Source organism: Sphingomonas floccifaciens (assembly GCF_042681125.1).
In the GTDB taxonomy this organism is placed as follows: Bacteria; Pseudomonadota; Alphaproteobacteria; order Sphingomonadales; family Sphingomonadaceae; genus Sphingomonas; species Sphingomonas floccifaciens.
In genome coordinates this window covers 301,355-319,223 of record NZ_JBHUFC010000003.1, presented here as the reverse complement: position 1 = coordinate 319,223, position 17,869 = coordinate 301,355, and the positions used below count along the sequence as shown (strand labels likewise).

The following is a 17,869-nucleotide window of genomic DNA, read 5'->3' as shown; positions in this document are numbered from 1 at the left end:
TGTTGCGAACGCGGCGTTAGGTCCACTTCGGCGACGTCGCGGCTCGTGCCCTGTCCCCGGCGCGGCCATGAACGAGCCGGGAACATGAAGGAGGGACCGACCCGATGACTGCCGCCGAACCGACCGCCGATGTGTTCTATGATACGCAGCCGACGGTCCTGTTGATCGGCGACCGCCCGTCCGATTTGGAGGCCGCGGCCGACGCGATCGCGCGCGCCGGCATGCGTACCATCGGCACCGTACCGCTGGCGGAGGGCGCGACCGCACTCGCGATGCGCAGCGGCCCCGATATCGTGATGCTGGAGGCGACCGACGTCCCGCCGGCGGTGGCCGAACGCTGCCTTACCGCGATCGACGCGCTGGTTCGCGACCGTGATATCGACGTCGTGGTAACCGCGGGCGAAGCCGACACCGACACCATCGCCGCGACGCTGTTCGGGCCGAACGTCCAGCATCTCTGCAATCCGCAGCTGATCGACCGCATCACCGCGCTGCAATTTGCCGGTGGCGCTCGCGGGATGCGACTGCATGACAGCAGCCGCGATGCCGACGATCGCCTGCGCCGGCTGAACGACGAAGTCGCGCGGTTCGCCGATACGCTGGCCCGGCTGGCGGGGGACGGCGGGGGGCGGCCGCGGTTCGGTGGGCAGGTGCGCGATACCTCGCGTGGCTTCCGTGCCGAGCGGATGGACTCGGTCGCCACGATCGACGCCAATGTCGTTCGCGACACGATCCGCAGCCGGCGGATGCGCGCGGCGCATTTCCCACCCGACCTGTTCGCCGATCCCGCCTGGGACATGTTGCTCGACCTGTTCGCCGCCGAGCTGGAGGGGCGGCAGGTTTCGGTGTCCAGCCTGTGCATCGCGGCGCACGTGCCCGGCACGACCGCGCTGCGCTGGATCGGCTCGATGGTCGAGGCGGGGCTGTTCGAACGCTACGCCGACCCGGCCGACCGCCGCCGCGCCTTCATCTCGCTCGCTCCTGCGGCGCGTGCCGGGATGGAGGGATATTTCGACGCGATCCGGCGCGCGGGGTTGTTACCGGCGTGAGCGGCAGGGGTTGATTGCAAGGGGCCGACGCGGCTAAGCCGCATCACCGGTCGGGCATCGCCCACCGGCCGTGCTCGGGTCCGCGACCCTCGCATGGGCGCTTAGCTCAGTTGGTAGAGCATCTCGTTTACACCGAGAGGGTCGGCGGTTCGAGCCCGTCAGCGCCCACCATGGCCGCGGCGAAGACGAAACAGCCCAGCTGTTTCGCATCGCGAGGCCATCGATCGGCGCGGAGAAGCGCGCCAGAGGGCGCGGCTTCGCTGCGACCGGCGGTGCAGCGGGCGCCTCATCGCCAGCGATCTTACCATTTCGGTACGTAAGCCTGTCGAAGCACGCCCTTCTTTCGACGGCGTCGGGCATGCGGCACGAAGAGCAGCCCTTCGACAAGCTCAGGGCGAACGGGGTGTGGGGTGATACCGTCCTTCACATCCCGTAGCGGCGAGACCGCGCCGTCTGCCATCGCAGGACAAGCGGCCGACGAATACGTCCACGACGCGGTTCAGCCCGAGCTAAATCGCCACCCGTTCGTAGCGGAAATACCAGACCTCATGCCCCTGCCGCCGCGCCTTGCGCTCATAGCGCGTCTCCGGCCAGTCCGCGGGCCGCGTCAGGAAGTCCGCCGCGCTGTTCGCCTGCCACACGAAGTCGCGCCGCCGGTTCATCACCATCATCGCGTGCCGGCAATAGGTCGGGTCATCGGTCCCCAGCCGGAACTCGCCGCCGACCTTCAGCTTCGCCGCGATCAGGTCGAGCGGGCCGTTGTTGACCATCCGGCGCTTGGCATGGCGCGGCTTGGGCCAGGGATCGGGGTGGAGCAGATACAGCCGGTCGAGGCTGGCGTCGGGCAGCCGGTCGAGCACCTCGATCGCATTGCCCATGTGCAGGCGGACATTGTCGAGCGACTCGTCGCGAATGTGCAGCAGCGCGCCGACGACGCCGTTCAGGAACGGCTCGCACCCGATGAAGCCGGTGCCGGGCCGCATCGCCGCCTGCCCCGCCAGATGTTCGCCGGCGCCGAAGCCGATCTCGAATTCCAGCGGCCGGTCGTCACCGAACAAAGCCCGCGCATCGAGCGCCCCCGCTTCCGGTACAGAAACGCGCGGCAGCAGGTCCTCGACCAGCGCGGCCTGGCCGGTGCGCAGCTTGTGCCCGGCGCGGCGGCCGTAGAGCTGGCGATGAGTGGCGGGATCGACCATGACCGTGCCGATAGAGATCGCGACGGCGATCTGCAACCGCGCGGCCCCTTCGTCGATTGGACGTCCATGACCAAGGTGAAGAAAGCCGCAAAGCGCCTCGAAGAGGCCGATCGCAAGGTAACGCACAAGGCGGCGGCCAAGCATGATACGCCGCCGATGCAGGTGGCGGCGAAGCTCGGCGAACTCGCCGACCAGCCGCCGCTGATCGCGCTCAGCGCCGCGACGCTCGCGCTGGGACTGATCCTCCGGCGGCGCTCCATGACGGAGGCCGGTGCGCGGATGCTCGCGAGTCACCTGCTCGCCACCGCCGCCAAGGAGGTCGTGAAACGCAGTGTCGACCGCACCCGCCCCCATTCGGTCAAGAAGGGGCATAGCTACAAGCTGGAGCCCGGCGGCGATCGCTCGCACCACTATAGCAGCTTCCCCTCGGGCCACACCGCCGGCGCAGTCGCGGTCGCGCGGGCCGCGGCACGGGTGTGGCCGGACGCGACCCCGGCGCTGTCGCTGGCAGCGGCTGGCGCCGGTGCGATCCAGCTGCCCATCGCCAAACATTATGTCGGCGACGTGCTGGCCGGTGCCGCGATCGGCCTTGCCAGCGAATGGGCGGTCGATGCCGCCGTACGAGCGGCCAACCGCCCGGCATGACCCGCGCGCTGCTCGACCGGGATGCGGTGCTGGCCGCCGGACTGGGTGCCATCCGCAGCGAGTTCGCCGTTCCGACCGGGTTTCCGCCCGAGGTGCTGGCCGCCGCCGAAGCTGCGTCGCGCCGTGTGCCGGACGCCCACCGCGATCGCACCGCCATCCCGTTCGTCACGCTCGACCCGGCAAGCTCCACCGATCTCGACCAGGCCTTTGCCATCGAAGCGTCGGGCGGCGACCTGCTGTTGCACTATGCCATCGCCGACATCGGCTGGTTCGTGGAGGATGGCGACGCGATTGATCGCGAGGCGTGGGCGCGTGGCGAAACCCTGTACCTGCCCGATGGAAAGGCCGGACTCTATCCGCCTGTTGTGGCCGAAGGAGCGGCCAGCCTGTTGCCCGACGGCCCGCGCCCGGCGATCGTGCTGACGACGCGCATCGCGCTCGATGGGCGCGGGCGGATCGACTCGGTGGAACGTGCGCTGATCCGCAGCCGGGCGAAGCTCGCCTATGACGCGGTCCGCCCGGCGGACCTGCCGCCCGACTTCCCCGAGATCGGGCGCCGCATCCGCGCGGCGGAGGCCGCACGCGGCGCGACGCAGGTCGATCCGCCGGATCAGGAGGTGGTTCATGCCGCGGATGGCCGGTTGACGCTGGCGTTTCGCCCGTTGCTGGAGAGCGAGCGCGACAATGCGGCGCTATCGCTGGCGACGAACATGGCGGTCGCCGACCTGCTGTACGCCCATGCAACCGGCCTGTTTCGCGTGATGGAAGGGCCGGACGCGGTCGCCGTTGCCCGGCTGCGCGGCGAAGCGACGGCGCTCGGCTTGGACTGGCCCGCTGCAACGACGCTCGCCGAATTCGAGCGCACGCTTGATGCCCGAGAGCCTGCGCAGGCGACGATGATGCTCGCCATCCGCCGCGCGGGCGGGGGCGCACGCTATGAGGCCTATCGCGCCGACGTCGTGCCATGGCACGCTGCGGTCGCCGCGCGCTATGCCCATGCCACGGCGCCGCTGCGTCGCCTGGCCGACCGCTACGTTCTGGACGCCGCACTTGCGGTGGCGAACGGACGGCCCGTTTCAGAGGCGACGACGCAGGCCTTCGCGCGCCTGCCCAAGGTCATGGCCACCGCCGACGCCCGCGCCGGCCGCATCGACCGCGCCGTGGTCGATCTGGCCGAGGCGGCGATGCTGGAGGGGCGGGAGGGCGAGCGTTTCACGGCCGTCGTCACCGACATCGACGACCGCGGCGTGCGCATCCGCCTGACCGACCTGCCGATCCTCGCCCGCGTCGACGCCGGCGGGCGCGCGCCGGGCGACACGCTGACCGTCCGCCTGACGGTCGCCGATCCGGCGGCGCGGCGGATCACGTTCGTCGTATAGTTCCGCAAACGAAAACGGGAGGCCCGTCGCCGGACCTCCCGCATATTTCGACCGGTGAGCCGGCTTACGCCGCCAGCGCCGTCTTCAGGTCGTCGACCAGATCGGTCCGCTCCCACGGGAACAGGTCGCCCTCGGCCTTGCGGCCGAAGTGGCCATAGGCGGCGGTCTTCGAATAGATCGGCTTGTTGAGGCCCAGATGCGTGCGGATGCCGCGCGGGGTCAGGCCGCCCAGCTTTTCGATCCGGCCGATCGCGGCTTCGATCGCGTCGTCGCCGACCGTGCCGGTGCCATGGGTATCGACGTAGAGCGACAGCGGCTTCGACACGCCGATCGCATAGGCCAGCTGGATCGTGCAGCGCTGGGCCAGGCCGGCGGCGACGATGTTCTTGGCGAGATAGCGGGTGATGTACGCCGCCGAACGGTCGACCTTGGTCGGGTCCTTGCCCGAGAAGGCGCCGCCGCCGTGCGGGGCCGCACCGCCGTAGGTGTCGACGATGATCTTGCGACCCGTCAGGCCGGCGTCGCCGTCCGGTCCGCCGATTTCGAAGCTGCCGGTCGGGTTGATGTGATAGACGGTCTCGTCCGACAGCAGCTCGGCCGGGATGACGTCGGCCACGACCGACTTCACATAGGCGTGCAGCTCGGCTTCCTTCTCGCCCTGGTCATAGCCCGGCGCGTGCTGGGTCGACACGACGATCGCGGTGCAGGCGACCGGGCGGCTGCCCTCATAACGCAGCGTGACCTGGCTCTTCGCGTCGGGCTCCAGGAACGGGGCCTTCTTCGAATGGCGGTCGGCGGCCATGCGCTCCAGAATCTGGTGGCTGTACTGCAGCGTCGCCGGCATCAGTTCGGGCGTATCGTCGGCGGCATAGCCGAACATGATGCCCTGGTCGCCGGCGCCTTCATCCTTGTTGCCTGACGAATCGACGCCCTGCGCGATGTGCGCGGACTGCGGGTGCAGGTTGTTCTCGAACCGCAGCGTCTCCCAGTGGAAGCCCGCCTGTTCGTAGCCGATGCGCTTCACGGTATCGCGGACGGTCTTCTCGACCTCCTCCGGCACGCCTTCGGCCCAATTGCCGGCTTCGTCCATGATGCCCTTGCCGCGGATTTCACCGGCCAGCACGACCAGCTGGGTCGTGGTCAGCGTCTCGCACGCGATGCGGGCTTCGGGGTCCTTGGACAGGAACAGGTCGACGATGGCGTCGGAAATCTGGTCGGCGACCTTGTCGGGATGGCCTTCCGAAACCGATTCGGACGTGAAGAGATAGCTGGAACGCATGGAAATCCTCGAAATGAAACCGAGGGAAAGCCGTAGGGCCGTTGCCATGCCCAGGATATAAAGCTTTCCTTATATGCGCCGTAGACTTCCGCAGACCAAGCGTCAACGCCGCCGCAGGACGCGTGCGGCGGCGAGCAGCAGCAAGGCGACGGCCAATGCGGCCCAGTTGCCGATCCGGGAGAACGGCGTCGGCGCATGGGCGGGCGGGATCGGCACGTCGATCGCGGCTGCGGCGAAGCGCGGACCGGTGCCGATGACCGCGCCGTCCGCCCCGACCACGACTGAGATGCCGTTGGGTGTCGAATGCACCACCGGCAGCCCTTCCTCGATCGCGCGCATCCGTGCCTGGGCGACGAACTGGACGGTGCCCCAGCTGCCGAACCAGCTGTCGTTGGACGGGTTGAAGATCAGCCGCGGGCGCTTGGCCGGATCGACGACCTCGCCCGAGAAGATGATCTCGTAACAGACCTGGAACCCGATCGGCCCGAAGACGCCGACGTCGATCGACCGAGGTCCCGGTCCGCTGCCGAAGTCGATGTCCCCAGCCACCAGCCGCGCCAGACCAAGCGGCTCGGTGAGCGCGCGCATCGGCAGATATTCCCCACCGGGAACCAAGTGCGCCTTGTCATACCGCCCTGCCAGCCGCGCGTCGGGGCGCACGACGAACACCGAATTGCCGGCCTCGCTAACCTCGTCGGCCGCGTCGAACATCAGCGCGGTGCCGCCGACGAGGGCTTGATCGTTGGGGCCGAGCAGCTGCGCGATCTGGCGTCGTGCGGCCTGCGGCGATCCGAACTTCAGATACCATTCGTACGGGTAGCCGTCCTCCAGATAGGGCTGGACGATGCCCTCCGGCCACATCAGCAGTCGGGGCGCGCGGCCCGGCTTGCCCGACAGCGCCGCCAGCCGGGCCGACGTCTCGCGCCAATCGTCGCGGCTGATGTGGATCTGCTGGTCGATGTTCGGCTGGACGACGCGCAACCGCGGCGCGCCCGGTGGTTGCGGGGCGGCGGGCGTCCGGTAGCTCAGCGCGGCGAGCGGAACCGGTAAAAGGACGGCCACGCTCGCCAGACCCAGCGCCAAGGGCTTGCGCGGCACCGTAAGCAACAGCGCCGCCGCGGCGACGGTCAGCCCAGAGAGCGCATAGGTCCCGATCAGCGTCGTCACCCACGCGACCGGCTGCACCGGCACCCAGACGACCGCCAGCGGGTCCCAGGCATAGCCGGTGAACAGCGTTGAGCGCAGCCACTCGCCCACGATCCACGCCGCGCCGGCAACGAGCGCGAAGGCGACACCCGGCGGCGTGCCGGTATCGCCGCGGCTGCGGGGGGAGGCCAGGCGCCAGACCAGCCCGGCGGTGATCATCGGATAGATGGCAAGATACAGCGCCAGCCCCACCGCCGCGCCATAGCCCAGCACCGGCGGCATCTTGTCCTGATAGTCGAAAGCGTGCTGGATCCAGTTGTTGTTGACCGTGAAATGGCCGACCCCGAACAGCCAGCCCGTCAGCATCGCACGCCCGAGCGTCGGTACGTCATGGACGATCCGCAGCCACATCGCGATCGCGACGATCATCAGCGGCACCAGCTCAAGCGGCGCGAACCCGGTGGCGGCGAGCGCGCCGAGGAGGATGGGGATGAGGAAACGCATGCCGGCTGGGCTCTAGCGGGCGTCTTCGGAAGAAGGAATGATTCACGCAAAGGCGCGAAGGCGCAAAGAGAAGGAGATGAGATTTTCATGCGGAGGCGCGGAGACGCGGAGGGAAGCCACTTGCGGCTATCGTCTCGCGCCAGCGAGACCTTTCCCCCGCTCGGCTAGTAGTAAGAGGGCCGCTGGCGCGGCAGGCGAGACACCTCCGCGTCTCCGCGCCTCCGCGTGAATCAATCCTTCTTCTCTTCGCGCCTTTGCGCCTTTGCGTGAATCACCCTTCTTCTTCTAAACCCACCAAATGACCCTACGCCCTTTCCACCTCGCCTTCCCCGTCCACGACCTTGCTGCCGCGCGAACATTCTACGGCGAGACGATGGGCTGCGCCGAGGGGCGGTCCTCGGACGAATGGATCGATTTCGACTTCTACGGCCATCAGATCGTCGCCCACCTCGACCCCGCAGCAAACCCCGTCGCGGTCGCGAACGAAGTCGATGGCCATCACGTCCCCGTTCCCCATTTCGGCATCGTCCTGACCATGGCTGACTGGCAGGCGCTCGCCGATCGCCTGCGTGCCGCAGGCACCGTGTTCGGGATCGAACCGCACATCCGTTTCCCGGGCCAGCCCGGCGAACAGGCGACGATGTTCTTCCGCGACCCGTCCGGGAACGCGCTGGAGTTCAAGGCGTTCGCCGACGATTCCATGCTTTTCGCCACAGCCTGAAAGGACGCCCCATGAGCGAACCCGTCGAACTCGACATCGCCCACAGCCTGGGCCGAGACGCCGCCAAGGCGCGAATCGCCGGCGGCATCGCCAAGCTGGAGGGCTATATCCCCGGCGGCAAGGTGACCGAACACCGCTGGGACGGCGACCGGCTGATGTTCAACGTCGCCGCAATGGGTCAGCGCGCCGCCGCGACGGTCGACGTGCTGGAGGACAAGGTCCACCTGCGCGTCGAACTGCCGCCGTTCCTCGCGATGTTCGCGAACAAGATCCGCGACGTGCTGGGCCGCGAGGGGCCGAAGCTTCTCAAATAAGCCACCGTGCTCCCGCGCAGGCGGGAGCCCAGAGTTACTGAAGACCCCGCTCGTGGCCCTGGGCTCCCGCCTGCGCGGGAGCACCGGGGGTTTGGGTACGCTCCCACCGCGCCCGGATCATATCCGACGTCTCGCGGCTGCCGTCATGGCTCCACCCCGGCTCGCGCAGCAGATAGCCAAGCTTCGCCCCCCACGGCGCGCGCCACATGTCCTTGGCGATCCCGACCCATTCATGGAACGCCGCCCACAGCAGGTTGAAGCTGCCGAGATCGCGCACGATGCCATAGCGCGGACGGTCGCCGTCGACCTCCGCGGTGTAGGTGCCGAACAGCTTGTCCCACACGATGAACACGCCCGCATAATTGCGGTCGAGGTAGCGCGGGTTGGTCGCGTGGTGGACGCGGTGATGGCTCGGCGTGTTCATCACCGCCTCGAACCAGCGCGGCAGGCGGCCGATCGTCTCGGTATGGATCCAGAACTGATAGACGAGGTTGAGGCTCGCCACGAAGAACACCATCGCCGGCGTAAAGCCGATCAGGAACAGCGGCAGGCGGAACAGAAACGCCAGGCTGAAGAACCCCGTCCACGTCTGCCGGAGCGCGGTCGACAGGTTGTAGTGCTGGCTCGAATGATGGACGACATGGCTCGCCCAGAACCAGCGGACGCGGTGGGCGGTGCGGTGGAACCAATAGTACGCCAGGTCATCGAGCACGAAGGCGAGCGCAAACGCCCACCACGCATAGCCGATGTCGAACAGCCGGAACTGCCACACCCATGTGGCGAGCGCGAAGACGAGCCCGGCGGAGAGCACGCCTGCGACCGTGCTGCCCAAGCCAAGCAGCATCGAGGTTCGCGTGTCGTCGGGACAGTAACGCGTGCGGTCGCGGGTGCGCGCGACCAGCATTTCCGCGAGTACGAGCAAGACGAAGGCGGGGATTGCAAGCGTCACGGGGTTGGGAAGGTCGGGCACGGGCGCTTATTAACACGGGTGTCAGTCAACGAAAATCCTCCCCTGCAAGGGGAGGTGGCAGGCCGCAGGCCTGACGGAGGGGTGTCCAGTTATCCGGAGAGGGTGACACCCCTCCGTCCGGCTACGCCGGCCACCTCCCCTTCCAGGGGAGGATTACCCTTAATGCAACGTAACCACCGTCGACCGACCGGCCTCCGCCTCCAGCGCGCGGACCTCCGGCTCGGTCACGCCGAATAGAGTCACTGCCCCGAACAGCCGTTCGCCCGTCTCGACCGTCACGCCCTCGACCGAGACGCGCAGGTAGAGCGGCGGGATCAGGCGGCGGACGGCGACCTTCGCGCCGTGGCGCTTGACCACCGCGATCCCCGTGTCCCCCGCGACCAGCGCCGCCGCACCATCGGTGCCGACCAGAGCGCGCCCGGCCTGGAAACCCGCCAGAGCATTCTGTGCAAAGCCCGCCGCGGTCGTCGGGTCGGTGATCTTGCTCTCGCCCAGCCGCAGCCACCGCGCGATCCACGCGAGCAGCAGCACGGCGACCAGCGACCCGCCGAGCTGCGTCAGCGTCACGGTGTCAGCGCGCCTCGGCCACGAGGGTATCGAGCATCGCGCGAATGCCCGAAATATCGTAGCCGGCCTCCGCTGCTTTCGCGACCAGCGTGCCGGGATCGTCGCCCATCCGCGCGCGAGCCAGCGCCCACAGATGCGTCGATCGCGTACCCGAGCGGCAGAATGCCAGCACCGGCCCCGACGCGGCGGTCAGCGCCTGCGCCATCGCCTCGACCTGATTGCCCGAGAAACCGGAATGCCCGACCGGAATCGCGCGATAGGCGATGCCCGCTTCGCGCGCCGCGGCGGCGATCTCCGCGCCGGACGGCTGGCCGCCCTCTTCGTCGTCGGGGCGGTTGTTGACGATCTCGGTAAAGCCCGCCGCGGCGATCGCATCGACTTCGGCCGGAGTGATCTGGGGGGCAACGCTGATGTGATCGTCGATTTGGCGGATCATTCGAACTCTCGGATAGTCGACAGGAACGCTTCTCCATACGCATCGAGCTTGCGCGCGCCAACGCCGGAAATTCTCGACAAGGCGTCGAGCGTGCCGGGACGGACCGACGCCATCTCGCGCAGCACCGAATCGTGGAAGATGACATAGGGCGGCACCCCGCCCTCCTTCGCCAGCGCACGGCGGCGTTCGCGCAGCGCCTCGAACAGCGGATCGCCGACCGGGTTCGCCTCCGCAGCGCCCGCCTTGCCCTTGCGCCGCCGCTCGCGCTTGGGCGGCAAGACCAGGGTGACGTCCACCTCCCCTTTTAGGATCGCGCGCGCCGCGGGACCGAACTCCAGCCCGCCGTGCGGATTGGCGCGCAGCGCATCGCGGGCCTGGAGCGCGCGGGCGACCGGGCGGATGAGCGCCGCCTCCTCACCGTCGACGATCCCGAACACGCTGAGATTTTCGTGGCCGTTGATCAGGCTGCGCTCGCTCGACTTGCCTAGCAGGATATCCTCGACATAGCCGACCCCGAACAGCTGGCCGGTGCGGAACACCGCCGACAGGAACTTGCGCGCGATCTCGGTCGCCTCCGTCCCCATGGGCGGATTGAGGCAATTGTCGCAATTGCCGCAGACCTCGCCGGGCTGTTCGCCGAAATGGCGCAGCAGCACCGCGCGGCGACAGCCGGTCGTCTCGACAAGGCCGGCGAGCGCGGTCAGCCGCTGGCGCTCGCCCGCCTGGCGCTGCGGCTCGACCTCGGCCACGCGTTGGCGAGCCTTGGCGAAGTCCTCCGCCCCCCAGAACAGATGCGCGACCGATGGGTCGCCGTCGCGGCCCGCGCGGCCGGTTTCCTGATAATAGGCCTCGATCGATTTCGGCAGGCCGGCATGCGCCACGAACCGCACATCGGGCTTGTCGATCCCCATGCCGAACGCGACCGTCGCGCAGATCACCATGTCCTCGGACGCGACGAAGTCAGCCTGGTTGCGCGCACGAACCTCGGGGTCGAGCCCGGCGTGATAGGCGCGGGTCGGCCGCCCGGTCTTGGCCAGCGCCTCGGCGAGCTTTTCGGTGCCCGCGCGGGTCTGGGCATAGACGATGCCGGGACCCGGCGTCTCCGCGATCAGGTCGGCGATCTGGCGCGTGGTGTTGTCGCGCGGGGAGATCGCATAGCGGATGTTCGGGCGATCGAAGCCGGCGACGATCAGCCCGTCCTGCGGGATGCCGAGCTGGTCGAGGATATCGGCCCGCGTGTGCGCGTCGGCAGTCGCAGTCAGCGCGAGCCGCGGTACGTCCGGATAGCGATCGAGCAGCGGCCGCAACAGGCGATAATCGGGGCGGAAATCGTGCCCCCACTCGCTGACGCAATGCGCTTCGTCGATCGCGAACAGCGCCACCCGACCACGCTCCAGCAGCTCGCGGAAGTCGCTCGTGGAGGCGCGTTCGGGCGCGATGTAGAGCAGGTCGAGCTCGCCATCCAAGAACCGCCCGCGCGTCTCCGCCCGGTTCTGGTCGACCGAGGTCAGGGTCGCGGCGCGGATGCCGACCGCCTCGGCCGCGCGCAGCTGGTCGTGCATCAGCGCGATGAGAGGTGAGACGACGACGCATGTCCCCTCCAGCATCGTCGCCGGTAATTGATAGGTCAGCGACTTGCCGGCGCCGGTCGGCATGACCGCCAGCGTCGATTGCCCCGCGAGCACGCGATCGACCACCCGCCCCTGCACGCCGCGAAAGTCGTTGAAACCGAAGATACGATGCAGGGTGTCGAGCGCGGCAGTCACCGCGGGGCACTTAGGGACCGGGGGCCGCGGCGGCAACCGGCCGCAATCGCGCCATGATCGCGCGGCACACCGCACAGGATGATCCGTTACGCCCTCGCAACGCTCGCCCTGCCCGCCATCCTTGCCGCCGCGCCGGCCGAGCGCGTCGTGACCGACACCGCGCTCGTCACCAAGGCGAACGATGCCGAGGTGCGGCTGCTGATCGATCCCGGCGCACCGGCGATGCCGATCCTGACCGAGGAAGCGGCGGCGCGTGCCGGGTTGAAGGCCGGGCCGTTCGGCATCGGCTATCGTGTCGGGCCGGTCATGGTCGCGGGGCGCAGTGCGGTCGGGCGGATCGGTCTCGGCGATGCTCCGGCCAAGCGGCGGATCGGGTGGACGGCCAAGCCTTATCTGGTGGGCTATGACGGGGTCGTCGGCCCCGGCGGTCTGCCCGATCAGGTCGTCCGCTTTCGGCTACGGCCAGCCCAACCCGGCGAGCGCGAGGTCGCGATCCCGATGGACGCCGATGGCGGGCTGTTCGGCAACTGGGGTGCGAGCAACGGCGTGCTGACCATCGATAGCCAGCCGCTCCAGGTCCGCTTCAACCTGCACCAGGATGCGACGATCGCGACTGCCGGTGCGGCGCTGACCCTGGCCAAGGCGCTGGACGGGACGCTCGACGACGACCGCGCCGAGGCAGAGATCGCGTTCGGCGTGAAGCGCCCGGTGCGCACGCTGCGGCTGGCCAAACCCTTCGCCATCGGCCCGATCGCGCTGACCTCTCTCCTCGCGCGCACGTCCGACTTCGGCAATGCGGAAGGGATCGCCGCGACCGGCACGGCACCCGATCCCGACGAGATCGTTGTCACCGCGAAAGGCAAGCGCGACCACAAGCGCGACCGGGTGATCATCGGCCGCGCGGCGCTGGCGGGGTGTTCGAGCATCACCTTCGACAAGCCGGCCAAGCAGATCCGCCTGCGCTGTCGTTGACGCCGCCCTACCCGACGCGCGACAGGGACCAGGACAGTCCCGGCGCCGACGCGAATGACGAGGACCATGCCATGATCAAGCCCGGACGCAGAATCCTTGCCCTGACCGCGGTGCTGATGGCGCTGCCCGGCGCCGCCGCCGACCGCAACATCCTCACGATCCGCGGCGACGGTGTCGTCGCGATGCAGGTGAACGGGGTCGACGGCCGCATCCGCGTCGACCCGTCCGCGGTGCCCCGTATGCTGTGCAACCCGGACTTCGCGGTGCGGGCCAGGATGGTCGCGCAGGGTCGCGCGGTGATCCTGACCGATCCGTCGGACGCCTATGGATCGTTCGGCGAAGTGACGCTGCGGCTGGCCGGCCGGACGCTGCAACCCCGCGCGAACTGGCTGGAGCGTCGCTATGTCGAGGGCGCCGACTGCGTGATCGCGCCCGAGATGATCGGCGTCGACGCAGCGCATTTCGAGTTGCGGTCGTCGGTGCGCGGCGAACGGACGGTCGTCATGCCGCTCAATCCCGGCGGCGAGACCTCGCCCGACTGGAACGGGGCGGCCGCCACCGCGGTCCGGTTGGGCGACCGCGACGTCAGCGTCGGCTTTACCCTGGCCCAGCCCGCCAATACCGTCACCGCGCAGACGGCCCTGCGCATCGCGAGCGCCTATGGCGGACGCTATGCGGGCGAGGCGGTGCGGACCGAAGCCGCCTCCGGCCAGGAGCGGTTGCTGCGCCGCATGGTACTGACGCGACCGATGGCGGTCGGGCCCGTAGCGATCGACGACATGCAAGTCCGCGTCACCGACTGGGGCTCAGCACGGCGGATCAAGAAGGTCGGCGATGTCGACGAACCCGTCGATCCGAACGACGTCCAGGTCGTCGCCCGCGCCGTGCACGAGGATACATTCGAGCGGCTGATGATCGGCACCGATGCGCTCAAGCGCTGCTCGTCGATCGTCGTCGACCTGCGCGCGAAGGAAATGCGCCTGACCTGCGCCTAAAGGGGGAGGGTTTCCTCGGCCGACCGCCGCTCGGCCTGCTGCCTCGCCCACATCTCCGCGTACAAGCCACCCATCGCCAGCAATTCGGCATGGGTGCCCTGCTCGGCCACCCGTCCGCCGTCCAGCACGACGATCCGGTCGGCGTGGACGATCGTCGACAGCCGGTGCGCGATCACGATGGTCGTGCGGCCCTGCTCGATCGCCTCCAGCGTGGCGAGGATCTCGGCCTCGGTACGGCTGTCGAGGGCGCTCGTCGCTTCGTCCAGGATCAGGATCGGCGGGTCCTTCACCAGCGTCCGCGCGATCGCGACGCGCTGCTTCTCGCCACCGCTGAGCTTCAGTCCGCGCTCGCCGACGCGGGTGTCGAAGCCATCGGGCAGCCGGTCGATGAACGGCATGATCGCCGCCCCGCGCGCCGCATTCGCTATGTCGTCCGGCCCGGCGCCTTCGCGGCCATAGGCGATGTTGTAGCCGATCGTGTCGTTGAACAGCACCGTATCCTGCGGGACGATGCCGATCGCCGCACGCAGCGAGGTCTGCGTGACCTTCGCGATATCCTGCCCGTCGATGGTGATCCGCCCGCCGGTCACGTCCCAGAAGCGATACAGCAACCGCGCCAGCGTCGACTTGCCGGCACCCGACGGTCCCACTACCGCGACCGTCGCGCCGGCGGGAATGTCGAGGGTCAGCCCTTGCAGGATCTCGCGCCCGTCGCCGTAGCCGAAGCGGACATCCTCGAACCGTACCGCGCTGCGCGCGATCGCCAGCGGCGGCGCGCCGGCTGCGTCCTTCACGGTCGCCTCCGTATCGATCAGGTCGAACATCGCGCCCATGTCGATGACACCCTGCCGCACCGTCCGATAGACCATGCCAAGCAGGTCGAGCGGGCGGAACAGCTGCGAAAGCAGCGTCGACACCAGCACGACGTCACCCGGTGAGAAGCGCCCGCTCGCCCACCCCAGCGCGACCAGCGCCATTCCGCCCGCCAGCATCGCGTTGGTGATGACCGCCTGGCCGATATTGAGCCAGGCCAGCGAATTTTCCGACTTCACCGCCGCATCGGCATAGCTCGCGACCGCGGCCGAATAGCGCCGCGCCTCACGCTCCTCCGCGTTGAAATATTTCACCGTCTCGAAATTCAGCAGCGAATCCACCGCATGTGCGACCGCGCCGGTGTCGAGGTCGTTCATCTGCTGTCTGAGCGCTGCGCGCCAGTCGGTCACGATCCGCGTGAAGACGATGTACAGCACGACCATCACGACGGTGCCCGCGACCAGCCCGACGCCGAACCGCGTCCAGAAGATGCCGAGCACCAGCCCCAGCTCCAATATCGTCGGCGCGATGTTGAAGAGCAGGAAGTAGAGCATCGTGTCGATGCTTTTCGTGCCCCGCTCGACCACCTTGGTCACTGCGCCGGTGCGGCGTTCGAGGTGGAAACTGAGCGACAGGTCGTGGAGGTGGCGGAACACCGCGGCCGCCAGCCGCTGAGTCGCGTCCTGCCCGACGCGCTCGAACACGGTGTTGCGCAGATTGTCGAAGACGACAGTTCCCAGCCGCGCCGCGGCATAGCCGATGACCAGCAGCACGACGAGCGTCGCCAGGCTCCGGTCCCCGCTCGCCATCCGGTCGACCGCGCCCTGCAGCGCGAACGGCGCGCCATAGACCTGCACCAGCTTCGACGCGACGACGAGGGTCATCGCCCCGCCGATCCGCACCTTCAGTGCGGGGGCATCGGCGGGCCAGAGATAGGGCAGGAACCGGCGCAGCGTCGCGACCAGCGGCCGGTCGGCGCCCGGCGTGGAGGTCACGGGAGGCATGAGGTGGGAAATAGGCATGCACGCGCCGATCGCCAAGCATCGCGCCGCCACCGGCGGTCCGGGAACTGAATCCCTCTGATTTTGTTGAGTGTGATGAAGGGGATAGCGCGATGCAACCGCTCTATTACGTCATGGCGATCCTGGGCTGCGGCGACGATGGCGCGGCCTGTCAGCAGGTCCGGATGGAACCGGCGCGTTACCAGTCGGTCGCCGCGTGCCAGGCGGCCATGGCCAACGCCCTTCAGCGCAATACCGATCTGTCCTTCCCGGTCGTCCAGGCGACGTGCGAGCGCCGCGGCCTTATGATGGCCGATCGCGGGACCGGTCGCCGGGGCTGACCTCCCCACTCGTCCCCGCGAAGGCGGCGACCCATCTCCCGGACGTGCCCCAAGGACAGCGTGAAAGATGGATTCCCGCCTTCGCGGGAATGACGATTATCCCCGCGGCCGCGTCCACAATTCCGCGTCGCGCGCCGTCGGCGGATACAGCCGCGCACGACCCGCCGCCTGCGCCCCTGCCCGCGCGATCGCGGCGAGCTTTTCCGCCTTCGTCGTCGTCACGCGATGATCCCACGCATGGTCCCCGGCCGCCGCGACCTTACGCGCGATGCCGCCGTAGATGTCCGCCGCCGCCAGCACCGCCCAGGCCGAGCGGTAGGACAAGGCCGGCGTCCCGAACCGCGCGCTCTCTTCAAACTCCCCCGCCATCGTCGCCAGCCGCCGCGCGAGCACGGTGAGCCGCTTGCGGAACGGCGGCTTCATATGCTGGCCGGGCGGGAAGTCCATTTCGACCAGCCATTCCTCGGGCAGATAGCAGCGGCCCGAGCGATCATCCTCCTCGATGTCGCGCGCGATATTGGCGAGCTGGAAGGCAAGCCCCAGATCGCATGCGCGATCGAGGGTCGCGTCATCGTCGGGTGCGACCCCCATCACCACCGCCATCATGCAGCCGACGACGCCGGCGACATGGTAGCAGTAACGCAGGAGATCGTCGGTCGAGCGCGGCCGCCATTCGTCGGCATCCAGCGCGAAGCCGGCGATATGGTCGTCGATGAACCGCCGCGGCATCCCCGTCTCGTCGACCACGATCGCCAGCCCGTCGAAGGCCGGGTCGCCGGTCGGCTTGCCCGCCAGCGCCATCGCGGTGCAATTGCGGATGCGCGCGATGCGCTCGGCGGGGTCGGTCACCTTCTGCTGGTCATGCCCCAGTTCCTGCGCATCGGCGATGTCGTCGCACGCGCGGCACCAGGCATAGAGCAGCCACGCGCGTTCCCGCGTTACGGGGTCGAACAGCTTGCTGGCGGCGGCGAAGCTCTTGGAGCCCTTTGCGATCGTCGCGCCGGCCTGGGCGACGAGGATGGCGCGGTCTGGATTAGCAGCAGCCTCCATCACCGTTCACCCTGAGCTTGTCGAACGGCTGTCCTTCTTCTGCCCGGAAGAAAGGGCAGGGCTTCGACAAGCTCAGCCCGAACGGACGATAACATCACAAATCCTTCGCGCCGATCTGCGTAATCGTGGTCGCCGGCGTGAACGCCGCCATCTTCGCCAGCAACCCGTCCAATTGATCGTCGACGATCAGCAGCCCGCGATGCTGCGGGCGTAGGAAGCCGACCTCGCCCATCGTGTGCACGAAGCTGATGAGCCCGTCATAGAAGCCCGCGACGTTGAGCAGGCCGACGGGCTTCGCGTGATAGCCGATCTGCGCCCAGCTCATCGCCTCCCACAATTCGTCCATCGTGCCGGTGCCGCCGGGCAATGTGACGAAGCCGTCCGACAGGTCGGTGAAGGCCTGCTTGCGCTGGTGCATCGTGTCGACGACGTGGAGTTCGGTGCAGCCGCGATGGGCGACCTCGGCATCGACGAGGGCCTGCGGGATGACGCCGATCACTTCTCCGCCCGCCTCCAGCGCGGCATCGGCGACCGCGCCCATCAGGCCCAGCCGGCCACCGCCATAGACGACGCCGATCCCGCGCTCGGCAAGTGCCCTGCCCACCGCGCGGGCGGAATCGACGAATACGGAATCGCTCGGGGTGGCCGAGCCGCAATAGATGGCGAGACGCTTCATGGTCGGGGCTCGTAGCTGGGTTTGGGGGGAAGAAGAAGGAGGGTTTGAT

Annotated in this window: 18 protein-coding genes and 1 tRNA gene; 9 read left to right on the top strand and 10 right to left on the bottom strand. The window is 68.6% G+C overall.

What is annotated here, in order from left to right; translation table 11 throughout:
* Positions 1–104 precede the first annotated feature (104 nt).
* Together ACFSC3_RS08565 and ACFSC3_RS08560 are read left to right on the top strand one after the other, a co-directional pair.
* Positions 105–1,049 (top strand): winged helix DNA-binding protein, encoded by a 945-nt coding sequence (locus tag ACFSC3_RS08565; RefSeq protein WP_380939989.1) that lies wholly within the window; start codon positions 105–107, stop codon positions 1,047–1,049.
* Positions 1,050–1,144: 95 nt separating this feature from the next.
* Positions 1,145–1,220: transfer RNA gene (locus tag ACFSC3_RS08560), tRNA-Val, on the top strand.
* Between the two features lie 338 nt (positions 1,221–1,558).
* Here the strand turns inward: ACFSC3_RS08560 and trmB are convergent.
* Positions 1,559–2,245 (bottom strand): tRNA (guanine(46)-N(7))-methyltransferase TrmB, encoded by a 687-nt coding sequence (trmB, locus tag ACFSC3_RS08555; protein WP_380940893.1) that lies wholly within the window; start codon positions 2,243–2,245, stop codon positions 1,559–1,561.
* Between the two features lie 66 nt (positions 2,246–2,311).
* Between trmB and ACFSC3_RS08550 the strand changes: the two genes are divergently transcribed.
* Both ACFSC3_RS08550 and ACFSC3_RS08545 read left to right on the top strand, forming a co-directional pair.
* Positions 2,312–2,890: a phosphatase PAP2 family protein gene (locus ACFSC3_RS08550; protein WP_380939988.1), complete on the top strand. Its 579-nt coding sequence runs from the start codon at positions 2,312–2,314 to the stop codon at positions 2,888–2,890.
* Positions 2,887–4,269 (top strand): RNB domain-containing ribonuclease, encoded by a 1,383-nt coding sequence (locus ACFSC3_RS08545; protein ID WP_380939987.1) that lies wholly within the window; start codon positions 2,887–2,889, stop codon positions 4,267–4,269. Before ACFSC3_RS08550 ends, ACFSC3_RS08545 begins: the two co-directional genes overlap by 4 nt.
* Before the next feature lie 64 nt (positions 4,270–4,333).
* Here ACFSC3_RS08545 and metK read toward each other — a convergent pair whose 3' ends face one another.
* Together metK and lnt are read right to left on the bottom strand one after the other, a co-directional pair.
* Positions 4,334–5,548, bottom strand: coding sequence for a methionine adenosyltransferase (gene metK, locus ACFSC3_RS08540; RefSeq protein ID WP_380939986.1), 1,215 nt, complete (start codon positions 5,546–5,548; stop codon positions 4,334–4,336).
* A gap of 102 nt (positions 5,549–5,650) precedes the next feature.
* Complete coding sequence (gene lnt / locus ACFSC3_RS08535) at positions 5,651–7,198, bottom strand: apolipoprotein N-acyltransferase (protein WP_380939985.1); 1,548 nt, start codon at positions 7,196–7,198, stop codon at positions 5,651–5,653.
* A 298-nt stretch (positions 7,199–7,496) separates the two neighbouring features.
* Here lnt and ACFSC3_RS08530 point away from each other — a divergent pair, with 298 nt between their 5' ends.
* Both ACFSC3_RS08530 and ACFSC3_RS08525 read left to right on the top strand, forming a co-directional pair.
* Positions 7,497–7,919: a VOC family protein gene (locus ACFSC3_RS08530; protein ID WP_380939984.1), complete on the top strand. Its 423-nt coding sequence runs from the start codon at positions 7,497–7,499 to the stop codon at positions 7,917–7,919.
* Between the two features lie 11 nt (positions 7,920–7,930).
* Positions 7,931–8,233: a polyhydroxyalkanoic acid system family protein gene (locus ACFSC3_RS08525; RefSeq protein ID WP_380939983.1), complete on the top strand. Its 303-nt coding sequence runs from the start codon at positions 7,931–7,933 to the stop codon at positions 8,231–8,233.
* A 34-nt stretch (positions 8,234–8,267) separates the two neighbouring features.
* Here the strand turns inward: ACFSC3_RS08525 and ACFSC3_RS08520 are convergent, their stop codons facing one another.
* From ACFSC3_RS08520 to recQ, 4 genes are all read right to left on the bottom strand, one after another.
* Positions 8,268–9,203: a sterol desaturase family protein gene (locus tag ACFSC3_RS08520; protein ID WP_380939982.1), complete on the bottom strand. Its 936-nt coding sequence runs from the start codon at positions 9,201–9,203 to the stop codon at positions 8,268–8,270.
* A 159-nt stretch (positions 9,204–9,362) separates the two neighbouring features.
* Entirely contained in the window at positions 9,363–9,770 is a 408-nt protein-coding gene (locus ACFSC3_RS08515) for a hypothetical protein (RefSeq protein WP_380939981.1), read from the bottom strand.
* A 4-nt stretch (positions 9,771–9,774) separates the two neighbouring features.
* Entirely contained in the window at positions 9,775–10,206 is a 432-nt protein-coding gene (locus ACFSC3_RS08510) for a protein tyrosine phosphatase family protein (RefSeq protein WP_380939980.1), read from the bottom strand.
* Positions 10,203–11,972, bottom strand: a complete 1,770-nt coding sequence (recQ, locus tag ACFSC3_RS08505; protein WP_380939979.1) for a DNA helicase RecQ — start codon at positions 11,970–11,972, stop codon at positions 10,203–10,205. The genes ACFSC3_RS08510 and recQ overlap by 4 nt, the downstream gene beginning before the upstream one ends.
* Before the next feature lie 78 nt (positions 11,973–12,050).
* Here recQ and ACFSC3_RS08500 point away from each other — a divergent pair, with 78 nt between their 5' ends.
* Positions 12,051–12,944 (top strand): hypothetical protein, encoded by an 894-nt coding sequence (locus tag ACFSC3_RS08500; protein WP_380939978.1) that lies wholly within the window; start codon positions 12,051–12,053, stop codon positions 12,942–12,944.
* A 71-nt stretch (positions 12,945–13,015) separates the two neighbouring features.
* On the top strand, positions 13,016–13,939 hold the full coding sequence (locus ACFSC3_RS08495) for a hypothetical protein (RefSeq protein ID WP_380939977.1): 924 nt from the start codon (positions 13,016–13,018) through the stop codon (positions 13,937–13,939).
* On the opposite strand, the gene ACFSC3_RS08490 is transcribed toward ACFSC3_RS08495, so the two are convergent.
* Positions 13,936–15,756: an ABCB family ABC transporter ATP-binding protein/permease gene (locus ACFSC3_RS08490; protein WP_380939976.1), complete on the bottom strand. Its 1,821-nt coding sequence runs from the start codon at positions 15,754–15,756 to the stop codon at positions 13,936–13,938. The genes ACFSC3_RS08495 and ACFSC3_RS08490 overlap by 4 nt on opposite strands.
* Before the next feature lie 110 nt (positions 15,757–15,866).
* Here ACFSC3_RS08490 and ACFSC3_RS08485 point away from each other — a divergent pair, with 110 nt between their 5' ends.
* Positions 15,867–16,094 carry a hypothetical protein gene (locus tag ACFSC3_RS08485; RefSeq protein ID WP_380939975.1) on the top strand — a complete coding sequence of 76 codons (228 nt, stop codon included), beginning with the start codon at positions 15,867–15,869 and terminating at the stop codon, positions 16,092–16,094.
* A 96-nt stretch (positions 16,095–16,190) separates the two neighbouring features.
* On the opposite strand, the gene ACFSC3_RS08480 is transcribed toward ACFSC3_RS08485, so the two are convergent.
* Positions 16,191–17,144 (bottom strand): phytoene/squalene synthase family protein, encoded by a 954-nt coding sequence (locus tag ACFSC3_RS08480; protein ID WP_380939974.1) that lies wholly within the window; start codon positions 17,142–17,144, stop codon positions 16,191–16,193.
* Positions 17,145–17,238: 94 nt separating this feature from the next.
* Positions 17,239–17,820 carry an LOG family protein gene (locus ACFSC3_RS08475; RefSeq protein WP_380939973.1) on the bottom strand — a complete coding sequence of 194 codons (582 nt, stop codon included), beginning with the start codon at positions 17,818–17,820 and terminating at the stop codon, positions 17,239–17,241.
* Between the last annotated feature and the right edge of the window lie 49 nt (positions 17,821–17,869).